At 58.7% G+C, this 13,044-nt stretch carries 10 protein-coding genes; 5 read left to right on the top strand and 5 right to left on the bottom strand.

Annotated elements, in window-relative coordinates; translation table 11 throughout:
* Window positions 1-181 precede the first annotated feature (181 nt).
* On the bottom strand, window positions 182-544 hold the full coding sequence (locus IHQ43_RS14645) for a response regulator (protein WP_192561042.1): 363 nt from the start codon (window positions 542-544) through the stop codon (window positions 182-184).
* A gap of 259 nt (window positions 545-803) precedes the next feature.
* On the opposite strand from IHQ43_RS14645, the gene IHQ43_RS14650 reads away from it, so the two are divergent.
* The 5 genes from IHQ43_RS14650 to IHQ43_RS14670 are packed head-to-tail and all read left to right on the top strand — an operon-like array spanning window position 804 to window position 7,348.
* On the top strand, window positions 804-4,295 hold the full coding sequence (locus IHQ43_RS14650) for a response regulator (protein ID WP_192561043.1): 3,492 nt from the start codon (window positions 804-806) through the stop codon (window positions 4,293-4,295).
* The gene (locus tag IHQ43_RS14655) at window positions 4,295-5,128 is read left to right on the top strand and encodes a CheR family methyltransferase (RefSeq protein ID WP_085603817.1); all 834 of its coding nucleotides are present in this window, start codon (window positions 4,295-4,297) and stop codon (window positions 5,126-5,128) included. The genes IHQ43_RS14650 and IHQ43_RS14655 overlap by 1 nt, the downstream gene beginning before the upstream one ends.
* On the top strand, window positions 5,125-5,718 hold the full coding sequence (locus tag IHQ43_RS14660) for a chemotaxis protein CheB (RefSeq protein WP_192561044.1): 594 nt from the start codon (window positions 5,125-5,127) through the stop codon (window positions 5,716-5,718). The genes IHQ43_RS14655 and IHQ43_RS14660 overlap by 4 nt, the downstream gene beginning before the upstream one ends.
* Window positions 5,712-6,926, top strand: a complete 1,215-nt coding sequence (locus IHQ43_RS14665; protein ID WP_192561045.1) for a hybrid sensor histidine kinase/response regulator — start codon at window positions 5,712-5,714, stop codon at window positions 6,924-6,926. Before IHQ43_RS14660 ends, IHQ43_RS14665 begins: the two co-directional genes overlap by 7 nt.
* 44 nt (window positions 6,927-6,970) lie before the next feature.
* A complete protein-coding gene (locus tag IHQ43_RS14670) occupies window positions 6,971-7,348 on the top strand; it encodes a response regulator (RefSeq protein WP_007954537.1) in 378 nt (125 codons plus the stop codon).
* Window positions 7,349-7,359: 11 nt separating this feature from the next.
* Here IHQ43_RS14670 and IHQ43_RS14675 read toward each other — a convergent pair whose 3' ends face one another.
* The 4 genes from IHQ43_RS14675 to IHQ43_RS14690 all read right to left on the bottom strand — a co-directional run bounded on the left by IHQ43_RS14675 (window position 7,360) and on the right by IHQ43_RS14690 (window position 12,872).
* Window positions 7,360-8,310: a halovibrin HvnA gene (locus IHQ43_RS14675; protein WP_192561046.1), complete on the bottom strand. Its 951-nt coding sequence runs from the start codon at window positions 8,308-8,310 to the stop codon at window positions 7,360-7,362.
* Between the two features lie 207 nt (window positions 8,311-8,517).
* Window positions 8,518-10,188 carry an ATP-binding protein gene (locus IHQ43_RS14680; protein ID WP_192561047.1) on the bottom strand — a complete coding sequence of 557 codons (1,671 nt, stop codon included), beginning with the start codon at window positions 10,186-10,188 and terminating at the stop codon, window positions 8,518-8,520.
* A complete protein-coding gene (locus IHQ43_RS14685; protein WP_192561048.1) occupies window positions 10,185-11,687 on the bottom strand; it encodes an ATPase domain-containing protein in 1,503 nt (500 codons plus the stop codon). Before IHQ43_RS14685 ends, IHQ43_RS14680 begins: the two co-directional genes overlap by 4 nt.
* A gap of 129 nt (window positions 11,688-11,816) precedes the next feature.
* A complete protein-coding gene (locus IHQ43_RS14690) occupies window positions 11,817-12,872 on the bottom strand; it encodes a tetratricopeptide repeat protein (RefSeq protein WP_192561049.1) in 1,056 nt (351 codons plus the stop codon).
* Window positions 12,873-13,044: the final 172 nt, after the last annotated feature.

Below are 13,044 nucleotides of genomic sequence, written 5' to 3' on the forward strand. Positions count from 1 at the left end.
GGAATGTTTGCCCTCAATAGATGTGCTGGTGCATTGCACGAGATATTGGAAACTATTGAGCCTGCGCAGAGTAAGTTACTCTGCGGCGCTCAAATAGTTGTCCATGGTTTCAAGGTTGTTCGGAAATGTGTTGGTAATAATTCAAGGATTGCGCGCAGGAGAAGTAATCAAGCACTCTCGCCTAGTTTTCCAGCATGCTTTTTACTTTGTCGCGTAGTTGATCAATCGAGAACGGTTTGCCGATCACCTGCATATCCGCCGGCACTTCAATTGTCTCGGCATAGCCGCTGGCGAACAGAATCGGCAGGGCAGGGCGCAGGTTGCGAGCTTCGGTGGCCAACTGGCGGCCATCCATGATCGGCAGGCCGACGTCGGTCATCATCAGGTCGATGTGCTGATTCAGGTCCTTGAGGATTTCCAGCGCCTGCTCGCTGCCATCTGCTTCCAGAACCTTGAAGTCCAGTTCCTCCAGCACATCGACGATCAGCATACGCACGATAGCGTCGTCTTCGACTACAAGGATGGTGGACGGGGTACTGGACATAGTGGCGGCTCTCAATAAATGGGGGGCGCCGGTCGATCAAAAATGCCGGGCTCTTGCATGAGTAAGTGGCGCATAGCCACAAGTTCCCGAGTGGATACAAAAAAGAATAGTCGCAAACGGGTGGGCAAGGATAACCGTTGGCCTGGGATTCGGCGCAGGCAAATGTGGGAAAACAGTGCTAACACTGTGAGAAAAATGGATCCATGCCGCCGTTTTGGGGCAAACTCTCTGGTTTTCAACAGTTCGACAAGGCTTCCTCATGTCCTCTCCGTCTTCGGTTGATGAGCAACGGTTTCGCAAACTCCTGAGTCGCAACGTCAGTTTGCCGTTGGGCGTCGGCGTCATCAGTGCCGTGTTCTTTATTTCCCTGATCACTTATCTGTTGTCCGTGATCCAGTGGGTGGAGCACACCGACCGGGTGATCAATAACGCCAACGAAGCGGTGAAACTCACCGTGGACCTCGAAACCGGCATGCGCGGGTATCTGCTTAGTGGTGACGAGCATTTCCTCGACCCGTACGAGACGGCCAAACCACGCATCGCCGTGGCGCTGAGCACCTTGCTTGAACTGACCGCCGACAACCCGGTGCAGACCGATCGCCTGCGCCGTCTTCAGGCGCTGCAAACCGAGTGGGCGACCTACGCGCAGTCGATGATCGACCTGCAACGCTCCAGCGGCGACTACAAGGCTGCGGTCAAGGCAGGTCGCGGCAAGCGCCTGACCGACGAGATCCGCAAGCAGTTCGACGACGTGATCGATACCGAGCAGACATTGCGTACCACACGCAACGAAGACGTTCGCCGCACCACGATCTGGAGCATCAGCCTCTACCTGCTGTTCGTGGCAGGTATCAGTGGTCTGCTGGCCTATGTCGGTCGGCGCGATCTGGTCAACCTTTCGCAAAGTTACGGTGCGACCCTGGCGGCGCAAGAGGCCAGTGCACAACGTCTCGAGCAGCAAGCCTGGTTGCGCAACGGGCAGACCCAACTCGCCGAACAAGTGTTGGGGCAACTGACGGTCAATCTGTTGGGGCGCAACATTCTGCAGTTCTGCGCCCAGTACCTTGGCACCGCCGTGGCCGCGCTTTATGTGCGCGAGGAGCATGGCGGCCTCAAACGCGTGGCGACCTACGGTTTCTCTCGCGAGCAGGAACAACAGGATCAATCGATTTACAGCGACGAGGGCATCGTCGGGCAGGTCGCCCAGCAGGCCCGACTGATTCGACTCGACTCGGTGCCGTCCGACTATTTCAAGGTCAGTTCCGGCCTGGGCGAAGGCCTGCCGCACAGCGTGCTGGTGGTGCCGACCAGCGATGACGACCGGGTCAACGGCGTGATCGAACTGGGTTTCCTGCGGCCGCTCACCGACCGTGATGTGGCCCTGCTGGAGCTGATTGCCGGCAACATCGGCACGTCCATTGAAGCGGCGCGTTATCGCCAGCGCTTGCAGGAAGTACTGGCCGAAACCCAGCAGCTCAACGAAGAGTTGCAGGTGCAGCAGGAGGAGCTGAAAACCGCCAACGAAGAGCTGGAAGAGCAGTCGCGGATTCTCAAGGAATCCCAGGCGCATCTGGAAACCCAGCAAGTCGAACTGGAACAGACCAACGAGCAACTGGCCGAACAGGCCCAGACCCTGGCCGAGCAGCGCGACGCCATGGATCAGAAGAACACCGAGCTCAATCAGGCTCAGGTGCAGCTCGAAGAACGCGCCGAAGAACTGCAGCGTTCCAGCAAGTACAAGTCAGAGTTCCTGGCCAACATGTCCCACGAGCTGCGCACGCCGCTGAACAGTTCGCTGATCCTGGCCAAGCTGCTGGCGGAAAACCCGCAGGACAACCTCAGCGCCGAGCAGGTCAAGTTCGCCGAGTCGATCTATTCCGCCGGCAACGATCTGCTCAACCTGATCAACGATATTCTCGACATTTCCAAGGTGGAGGCCGGCAAGCTCGAAGTGATGCCGGAAAACACCAGCGTCGCGCGTCTGGCCGACGGCTTGCGCAGCGTGTTCGAACCGCTGGCGGCGGACAAGAAGCTGACGTTCAGTGTCGAGTTGCAGTCCGATGCGCCGATCACCCTGTTCACCGACCGTCAGCGTCTTGAGCAAGTGATCAAGAACCTGCTGTCCAACGCCGTGAAATTCACCGAGCACGGTACGGTCAGCCTGACCATCGCCGGTCAGCCGGACAATCGCATCGCCTTCATCGTGCGCGACTCGGGGATCGGGATCGCTCAGGACCAGCAGGAAAGCATCTTCGAGGCCTTCCGCCAGGCCGACGGCACCACCAACCGCAAATACGGTGGCACCGGCTTGGGCCTGTCGATTTCCCGGGATCTGGCGACATTGCTGGGCGGCTCGATCAGTGTCAGCAGCGCGCCGGGGCAGGGCAGTGCCTTCACCCTGGTGTTGCCGCAGCAATACAGCGAGCCGGGCGACACGCCGGTAACGCCGCTAACCTTCAGCCCACCGGCCTCCGCACCTGTGATTGCACCTGTGGCAGCGGTTTCGCCACTGGCGCCCGTCGACATCCCGCGTTTCAACGATGACCGCAACAAAGCGCCATTCAATACCCGCTGCATCCTCGTGGTGGAAGACGAACCGAATTTCGCCCACATCCTTTATGACCTGGCCCATGAACTGGGTTATCAGTGCCTGGTCGCCCACGGTGCCGATGAAGGTTATGACCTGGCGAAAGAGTTTTTGCCGGACGCGATCCTGCTGGACATGCGCCTGCCGGACCATTCAGGCCTGACCGTGCTGCAACGCCTGAAGGAACACGCCGAAACCCGCCACATCCCGGTGCACGTGATTTCCGTGGAAGACCGCGTCGAAGCGGCGATGCACATGGGAGCCATCGGTTACGCGGTCAAGCCGACCACCCGCGAAGAGCTCAAGGACGTGTTCGCGCGCCTTGAAGCCAAGCTGACCCAAAAGGTCAAACGCGTGCTGCTGGTCGAGGACGATGATCTGCAACGGGAAAGCATCGCCCGGCTGATCGGCGACGACGACATCGAAATCACCGCTGTAGGACTTGCCCAGGACGCGCTGGATCTGCTGCGCACGACGATCTTCGATTGCATGGTCATCGACCTGAAGCTGCCGGACATGCTCGGCAACGACCTGCTCAAGCGCATGTCCACCGAAGACATCTGCTCGTTCCCGCCTGTCATCGTCTACACCGGGCGCAATCTGACCCGCGACGAAGAGGCGGATCTGCGCAAGTATTCGCGCTCGATCATCATCAAGGGCGCACGCTCGCCGGAGCGTTTGCTGGACGAGGTCACACTCTTTCTGCACAAAGTCGAATCGCAGTTGTCCCATGAACGGCAGAAGATGCTCAAGACCGCCCGCAGCCGCGACAAGGTCTTCGAAGGTCGCAAAGTGCTGTTGGTGGACGACGATGTACGTAACATCTTCGCCCTGACCAGCGCGCTGGAAACCAAGGGTGCAGTCGTGGTGATCGGTCGAAACGGTCGTGAAGCGATTGAAAAACTGAATGAAGTCGAGGACATCGACCTGGTGCTGATGGACGTGATGATGCCGGAAATGGATGGTTTTGAAGCCACCATGGAAATCCGCAAGGATCCGCGCTGGCGCAAGCTGCCGATCATCGCGGTGACGGCCAAGGCCATGAAGGACGATCAGGAGCGTTGCCTGCAGGCGGGCGCCAATGATTACCTGGCCAAGCCCATCGACCTGGATCGTCTTTTCTCGCTGATTCGCGTGTGGTTACCGAAGATGGAACGCATTTAGTGGAACGTAGTAATCCCGTTGAACGGAACAGTGAAATCGAACTGCGGTTGCTGATCGAGGCGATTTATCTCAAGTACAGCTACGACTTTCGCGATTACTCCGGCGCGTCGATCAAGCGTCGGGTGCAGCATGCGCTGAGCCAGTTCGAATGCGCGACCATTTCGGCGTTGCAGGAAAAGGTCCTGCACGACCCGACGGCGTTCATGCAGTTGCTGCAATTGCTGACGATTCCGGTCAGCGAGATGTTCCGCGATCCGTCGCACTTCCTGGCGATCCGCCAGGAAGTGGTGCCGCTACTCAAGACCTATCCGTCGATCAAGATCTGGATCGCCGGGTGCAGCACGGGCGAGGAGGTTTACTCGATGGCGATTCTGCTGCGCGAGGAGGGCCTGCTCGACCGCACGATCATCTACGCCACCGACATCAACCCGCGCTCGCTGGACAAGGCCAAGCAGGGGATCTTTTCGATGGAAAACGTGCGCGCCTACACGGCCAACTATCAGCAGGCCGGCGGTCAGCGCTCCTTCGCCGACTACTACACTGCTGCCTATGGCTACGCGATCTTCGACAAGAGCCTGTGCGAGAACGTGACCTTCGCCGATCACAGCCTGGCGACCGATAGTGTATTCTCTGAAACTCAATTAATTTCATGCCGTAACGTGTTGATTTACTTCAATAAAAAGCTTCAGGATCGAGCTTTCGGATTGTTCCATGAATCGTTGTGCCACCGTGGATTCCTGGTCTTGGGCAGCAAGGAAACTCTGGATTTTTCCGGCTACTCCAATCAGTTCGAACCGCTGGTGAAACAAGAACGGATCTACCGCAAATCATGAACAGCGCAGCAGATTTGCCTCGGGTCGAGGCGATTGTGGTCGGAGCTTCCGCCGGTGGCGTCGAGGCCTTGCTGACACTGCTCGGCTCACTGCGGGCCGGGTTCGGGTTGCCGATCATCATCGTGCTGCATCTGCCGGAAGAACGCCGCAGCCAACTCGCGGAGGTGTTTGCCCGGCGAGTGGCGCTGCCAGTGACTGAAGCCATCGATAAACAGGACATTGAGCCCGGCACCGTTTACTTCGCGACGCCGGGTTATCACTTGTCGGTGGAGCAGGACCTGAGCCTGTCGCTGAGCCTTGAAGACCGCTTGCATCACTCGCGGCCTTCGATCGATTTTCTGTTCGAGTCCGCCGCCGATGCCTACGGGCCGGCGCTGGCCGCCGTGCTGCTGACTGGCGCCAACCACGATGGTGCCCGGGGCCTGGCCCACGTCAAACAGCAGGGCGGGCTGACCGTCGTGCAGGATCCTGACGAGGCTCAGGTCGCCACCATGCCGCGCGCGGCGCTGAAGACGCATCAACCGGATTACATACTTCCCATCCACGGCATCGGCCGTCTGCTTGTCGAGCTGGAACGAATCGCATGCTGAGCAATATCCAGGCAAAACTGCTGATCGTCGACGATCTGCCCGAGAACCTGCTGGCCCTCGAAGCGCTGATCAAACGTGAGGATCGCACCGTTTACAAAGCACTGTCGGCGGACGAAGCGCTGTCGCTGCTGCTGCAACACGAGTTCGCCATGGCCATTCTTGACGTGCAGATGCCCGGCATGAACGGTTTCGAGCTGGCCGAGCTGATGCGCGGCACCGAGAAAACCAAGAATATCCCGATCATCTTCGTCAGCGCCGCCGGGCGTGAACTGAACTACGCGTTCAAGGGCTATGAAAGCGGCGCAGTGGACTTCCTGCACAAGCCGCTGGACATCCATGCGGTGAAGAGCAAGGTCAACGTCTTTGTCGACCTGTACCGCCAGAGCAAGGCGATGAAACAACAGGTCGAAGCCCTCGAGCAGAGCCGTCGCGAACAGGAAGCGCTGTTGCAGCAACTGCAAAGCACCCAGGGCGAGCTGGAGCAGGCGGTGCGCATGCGCGACGATTTCATGTCGATCGTCGCCCACGAAGTGCGTACGCCGCTCAACGGCCTTATCCTCGAAACCCAGTTGCGCAAGATGCACCTGGCCCGGGACAACGCCGCCGCGTTCACCCTCGACAAGATGCACGCGATGGTCGACCGCGACGAGCGCCAGATCAAAAGCCTGATCCGGCTGATCGAGGACATGCTCGACGTGTCGCGGATCCGCACCGGTAAGCTGTCGATCCGGCCGAGTCGGTTCGATCTGGCGCAACTGGTCGGCAATCTGCTGCAAAATTTCGCCCAGCAGATCGAAGCGGCCGAGACTGAAGTCAGCTTCACGGCGAAGGAACCGGTGCAAGGGCAGTGGGACGAATTCCGCATCGAGCAGGTGGTGTCGAACCTGCTGACCAACGCCTTGCGTTATGGCGGTAAAAGTCCGATCCAGGTTCGGGTCTATCGCGAAGGCAATGAAGCCCGGGTCGAAGTTCAGGATCAGGGCATCGGCATCAGCGAGGAAAACCAGAAACGCATTTTTCAACAGTTCGAACGGGTTTCCGCCAAGACGGTGGTCGCCGGTCTCGGACTGGGTCTGTTCATTTCCGAGCAGATCGTCGCCGCCCATGGCGGCTCCATCGTCGTCGAAAGCAAGATCAACGAGGGCGCCCTGTTTCGCGTTTGTCTGCCGCTCCAGGAAAACGGCGAAACAAACGCAACCTCTGAGTGACCACACGGTCGTATCAGCAGCTATTGACCGAACAAAGGCTTCCCATGAGCGTAGATGCACAAGATGTAGTACTCGTCGTCGAGGACGAACCGGTGATCCTGATGGTCCTGACCGATTATTTGTCAGGCCAGGGCTATCGCGTATTGCAGGCCGAAAACGGCGAGCAGGCGTTCGAGATTCTGGCGAGCAAGCCGCATCTGGACATGTTGATTACCGATTTCCGCCTGCCGGGCGGGATCTCCGGCGTGCAGATCGCCGAACCTGCCGTCAAATTGCGCCCCGATCTGAAGGTGATCTTCATCAGCGGCTACCCGCAGGAAATCCGGGAGACCGGCAGCCCTATCACCCGCAGGGCGCCGATCCTGGAAAAACCGTTCGATCTGGATGTGTTGCAGGAAAAGATTCAGGAACTGCTGGCCTGAGCCCCCCGTTCTTAGCAGGGGTTTTCAGGGTTCGGCGAGCATTCCTTTTCCACTTGGTCTGCCGGGTTGAAGGTGAACACTGCATCGGCTGCCGGTGTGACTGGCAGTGTGATTTTTATGATCGGAATGACGATCCCCGTCGATTTGAAAAAGTCTGTCTGATCGTATTGCGCACCCGCCAATCCATCATTCAGATAGAAGAAGGCCTGAATGGGCAACTTACTCGGAATATCCTGGGGCCACGTGGCCAGAATCAACTCGATGTAATCGTGTAATCCCGCGAAGAAGTTCGCCAAATTGTGCGCCCTGATACTTTGATAGAACGAATCAGCAGCCAGATTATTCATCGAATCTCTGACATCAAAGCTACACATGTTGTAGCCCATCTTGTATTGATTCCACCGTGCGACCCATTGTTCTGCGGTAGTTATTCCTACTGTCTGGCACCGGCGGCTGCCCACCGGGTCGTAAGGATGTGCTCCGCAACCGGGTTTGTCGCGTAAAGTGGTTCCCCCGTCGATAGGAAATGCGCACAGAATTTCAATTTTGGCCGTACCGATGGGACTGTTCAGTACTGGATGAAAGATGAAGCCGTTTTTTTGCCTGAATACGAGGCCGGTAAATTTGGAATCTGCACTCAGGTACGAAAAAGATACACCTCCACTATTTTGAGAATGGGGACTGGGGTTCCACGCCTTGTAGGCGGTAGACGGAACGGTAGAGCGAAGGATGATCCCGCGGCAGAGAAACGCGGGCATGGAAGCAGAACCACAATTCGCCCTTACATCCAGATATCGCGCGGTCAGAGCCGCTGCCACTGCTGGACCGCTTTGTGCCGCCGAGGAAACTGTACGGGGAACCGCTTTTTCAGTATCCGGACTCTGTAATGATCCCTGCTCGTGAAGCTGACACGCTGCCAATGACAGAACGAGCATCAATCCGAGTGCAAGTTTCCCGTTCATGTTGCCATCCTCTCATCTCGATTCGTTGACCGGTCCCTGTTCCCTTTTGCAGGGCCCGAGGGGCTTTCGCCGAGATTCAAGCAACATTGTGCGCAACTGGATAGCTGTCAAAGTTGACAGGTTAAAACACTGAAAAAGCAGCCTATGATTGAAAGTTGGCCGCTAGTGGAGTGCGACCGTCTGTCTGATTCGACAGGTAGCAGGATGTCAGCCGCGAATCATTTCCCGCACCTTTGCCGTCAGCAGGTCGAAGGTGAATGGCTTGGTGATCATCTGCATGCCCGGATCGAGAAACCCCCCGCGCACGGCGGCGTGTTCAGCGTAACCGGTGATGAACAGAACCTTCAGATCGGGCCGGTATTGTCGGCCGATTTCTGCCAACTGCCGACCGTTCATGCCCGGCAGGCCGACATCGCTGATCAGCAGGTCGATTCGCTGGGTCGAGTCAAGGATGGGAACGGCACCGTCAGCGTCACTGGCTTCGACAAATCCATAACCCAACTCACTTAATACCGCACTGACCAGCACGCGCACGGCCGGGTCGTCTTCGACGATCAGCACGGTTTCGCCTTCAACGGCGTCAGGGGCGTGCTCCATATCGATCGGGGTGTGGGGCAGGGATTCACCCTGGAAGCGCGGCAGATAGAGTTTGACCGTGGTGCCTTGGTCAATTTCGCTGTCGATCGCGACATGCCCGCCGGACTGCTTGCTGAAGCCGTAGATCATCGACAGACCAAGCCCCGTGCCCTGACCAATCGGTTTGGTGGTGAAAAACGGATCGAACGCGCGATTGATGACACTTTCCGGCATGCCGCAGCCATTGTCGCTCACGCTCAGCACCACATAATCGCCGGGCTCCAGATTGCTGTAAGCGGCGGTGAAATCCTGCCCCAGCACCTGATTACCCGTCTCGACCACCAGATTGCCGCCATCGGGCATCGCGTCGCGCGCGTTGATTACCAGGTTGAGCAGGGCGCTTTCCAGTTGATTGGGATCGGCCTCGGCTACCCACAATTGTTCATGCAGGCGCATGTCCAGCTGAATGCTTTCGTTGAGGCTGCGTTGCAACAGTTCGCCCATCGATTGCACCAGATCGTTCATCTGCACGGCTTTGGAGTCCAGCGACTGGCGCCGGGAGAATGCCAGCAGGCGATGCGTCAGGCCGGCGGCGCGGTTGGCGGAGGTCACGCCGAGGTCGATCAGGCTGTCCAGATCGTCGAGACGACCGCGTGCGAGGCGCCGGCGCAGCAATTCGAGACTGCCGATGATGCCGGTCAGCATATTGTTGAAGTCGTGGGCGATACCGCCGGTGAGCTGGCCGACCGCTTCCATCTTCTGCGATTGACGCAACGCTTCCTCGTTGTGACGCAACTGAGCCGTGCGTTCTTCGACTTGCTGTTCGAGGGTCTCGAGGGTCGATTGCAGGCGCCGCTCGCTCTCGCTCAGATCGATCAGACGATCGCGAGCCTCGTATTGTCGTCGCCGGCCGCGCAGAGCGGCGGAAATCAGGCTGACCAGCGTCGCGGGATGGAAAGGACGTTCAAGAAACGTCACGTTGCCCAGCAACTCACTGAGCTGTGAAGAGGGGCCTTGTTCGGGGCCGCCATGATGGGTCAGCAATACGATCGGCAAGTCCGACCAGGCAGGCTGCTGTTCCAGATACAGCAACAAGGTTTCCAGTTCCGGGCCACGCAAGGCCTCGGCGGCGATCAACAGCAGGCCGGCTCCCGGCTCCAGCTCGCTGCACAGGCTGGCAAGATCGGAAGTGACCAAGCCGCCATAACCGGCCTCATTAAGGATCATCAGCGCAATCTGGCTGTCGCGACCCAGGGGCGCCAGGATCAGCGCCCGTTCCGACAGCGGTACGTTGACGGTCACAAGTTGTCATCCTTAAGCAGCGGATTGCTCGCGCCGAGGTAGGTCGGAACGCCACGCAATACACCCTGGAAGGCTTCCAGTGGCTCACCGATGGTCATGGCTTGGGAGGAAATGCGGTACTCACGGATTGTCGATTCGTGACTGCCGGTACGTTTCTTGATGATCGAAATCGCCCGGCGAACCTTTCCGAGCGCTTCGAAGTAGCGCAGTAGTATCACGGTGTCGGCCAGATACGTGATGTCCACCGGCGCCTGCATGTCGCCGACCAGACCGTGCTGGGCGACGGTCATGAAGGTCGCGGCGCCCTTGCGGTTCAGGTACAGCAGCAATTCGTGCATGTGCAGCACAAGGGCATTCTCTTCCGGCATTGCCGCCTGGTAACCGTTGATGCTGTCGATCACCACGGTCTTGATGTCGCCCTCATCGACGCAGCGCCGCACACGGTGCGAGAACTCGCCTGGCGACAGTTCGGCGGCGTCGACCTGCTCGATCATCAGATTGCCGGTGGCCCGCAGGGCCTTGAGGTCGATACCGATGTTTTTCATGCGCTCGAACAGCAGCTCCAGCTCTTCATCAAAGATGAACAGCGCAGCTTTTTCCCCGCGCTTCACCGCTGCGGCCGCAAAGATCATCGAGATCAGCGACTTGCCGGTACCCGCCGGGCCCAGAATCAATGTGCTGGAACCGGTCTCGATGCCGCCTCCCAACAGCGCGTCCATCTCTTTTATTCCGCTGGTCAGTTGCAGCCGTGGGTAATCGCCCCGGTGTTCGGCCGCTACCAGACGCGGGAAGACATGCACGCCATCGCCCATGATGGTGAAGTCATGATAACCACCGCGATATTTCTGACCGCGATACTTGACCACCCTGACACGCCGTCGTTCGGCGCCGTAGTTGGGGGTCAGTTCCTCAAGCCGGATCACGCCGTGGGCCACACTGTGCACGGTCTTGTCGAGGGATTCGGTGGTCAGGTCGTCCAGCAGCAGCACTGTGGCGTCGTATCGCACGAAGTAATGCTTGATCGCCAGAATCTGCCGACGATAGCGCAGAGAACTTTGCGCCAGCAGGCGGATTTCCGAGAGGCTGTCGAGCACCACGCGCGTTGGCTTGAAGCGTTCGACCACTTCGAAAATCTGCTTGGTCGCTTCACCCAGCTCCAGATCGGAGGAGTACAGCAGGCTCTGCTGGTGCTCGGCATTGAGCAGGCTTTCCGGCGGAGTCAGTTCGAAAATATGGATGTTTTCGTCCAGCTCCCAGCCGTGGGACAACGCGCCCTGACGCAACTCTCGTTCGGTTTCCGACAGCGTGATGTACAACGAGCGCTCACCGGCACGGGCGCCGGCCAGCAGAAAATGTAACGCGACCGTGGTTTTACCGGTTCCAGGCTCGCCCTCCAGCAAGAAAACGTGACTGCGAGACAGGCCGCCGGCCAGGATATCGTCCAGACCCTCAATGCCGGTGGCAGCTTTTGCACTGATCAACGCGTTCGATGTAGACAAAAAATGCCCTCTCATGACTAGGGGAAAACGAGGCAGCGGGCGCCGGACGCCGTTTTGCACTGCCTGATTACTTGACCTTATGCCGAGACCGCGGTTCCGATTTTCTTGCGGGATGTGTCGAGCAGGCAGCTAGAGGCCTTGCTGTAACGAGGGGTCGTCCGGGTTCATCTGCTCGAGCTGGGCCAGCAGAATCTGCACGTTCTGCAACTGGCCGCTTTCTTTCCAATAGTTGATCAGCAATACCCGCGCCCTGCGGTCGGCGGGGTGACGCTGGACGATTTCCTGCAACTGCTTTTGTGCTGCCTCCAGTTCTTCGGCGCTGTGCAGGGTCGTGGCGAGGTCGTAGCGGTAGTCCTTGTTGTCAGGCTCGAGCTCCACGGCTTTGGACAAACCGAGCAGGGCGTACTCGCGTTGATCGTGGTGCAGCAACCAGAGGCCCAGAGCGTGCTGCAGATAGGCCGAATCGGGCTGGGCCTTCAATTGTCTGGCGAGCAATTGTCGGGCGGCATCGCTTTGCCCCTGACGATCGAGCACTTCGATCTGCATCACCAGCGCGGGGAGATTGCCAGGGTCCAGGCGCAGGGTCTGCTCCAACGCCTCTTGCGCCTGTTTCAGTTCGGCGTTGTGCAGATAAAGGCGCGCCAGTTGAGCGTAATTGGCGGCGCTTTCCGGCTGGGCCTTCAGCGCCTGCTCCCACACGTCGATGCCTTGCTGCAACGGTGCGAAATACAGTCCCAGTTGATCCGGAGACAAACCCAGCAGGGCGTTGATTGCAGCAAAACGTACGGTCTGATCCTCATCGTCGAGCAATGGCCCCAGCAACAGACTGCGCTGGCCGCCCGGCACCAGACCGGTCACGCTTTTGATCGCCGCCAGCCGGACGTCCGGCGATTCGTTTTGCAGATCGGCATCCGCGAGCTTCAGAGCCTGCGGACTCGGGTAATTGGGCAGTTCCGCATGCAGCCATACGCGCCGCTTGACCGACAGATCCGGACGCCCCAGTTGTTGATACAGAACCCGAGCGGCACCCGGCTGGCCGGCACGCGCGGCGGCCAGCGCTTCGCTGTAGCCATGCTTGATCGCTTCCGGCACCACGGGCACGGTACTTCGCAGAGACAGCCAGGCCACGAAGAGGACCAGCACAAGGCCGAGGCTGATGAGCAAATAGCGGCGAGACTGAGGCATGCGAATTTCCGAAACTTTCGTTTTGTAGCGGAGGTCGCAAGCTTCTGTCAGCTCGCGCCGTGAGTCAAACCCTCTGCCCGATATGACCTACCAAGGGCACTGAATCGGCCTACAACTTCTGTCGGCCCTGTAAACCGTCACGTCCTCCATGCAGTGTCTACGCTTGCAGAAG

The organism is Pseudomonas gozinkensis (genome assembly GCF_014863585.1).
GTDB lineage: Bacteria > Pseudomonadota > Gammaproteobacteria > Pseudomonadales > Pseudomonadaceae > Aquipseudomonas > Aquipseudomonas gozinkensis.

Excerpts from the sequence above, each read along its gene's own strand:
- IHQ43_RS14645 (WP_192561042.1), bottom strand. The coding sequence starts at position 544 with ATGTCCAGTACCCCGTCCACCATCCTTGTAGTCGAAGACGACGCTATC.
- IHQ43_RS14650 (WP_192561043.1), top strand. The coding sequence starts at position 804 with ATGTCCTCTCCGTCTTCGGTTGATGAGCAACGGTTTCGCAAACTCCTG.
- IHQ43_RS14660 (WP_192561044.1), top strand. The coding sequence starts at position 5,125 with ATGAACAGCGCAGCAGATTTGCCTCGGGTCGAGGCGATTGTGGTCGGA.
- IHQ43_RS14665 (WP_192561045.1), top strand. The coding sequence starts at position 5,712 with ATGCTGAGCAATATCCAGGCAAAACTGCTGATCGTCGACGATCTGCCC.
- IHQ43_RS14670 (WP_007954537.1), top strand. The coding sequence starts at position 6,971 with ATGAGCGTAGATGCACAAGATGTAGTACTCGTCGTCGAGGACGAACCG.
- IHQ43_RS14675 (WP_192561046.1), bottom strand. The coding sequence starts at position 8,310 with ATGAACGGGAAACTTGCACTCGGATTGATGCTCGTTCTGTCATTGGCA.
- IHQ43_RS14690 (WP_192561049.1), bottom strand. The coding sequence starts at position 12,872 with ATGCCTCAGTCTCGCCGCTATTTGCTCATCAGCCTCGGCCTTGTGCTG.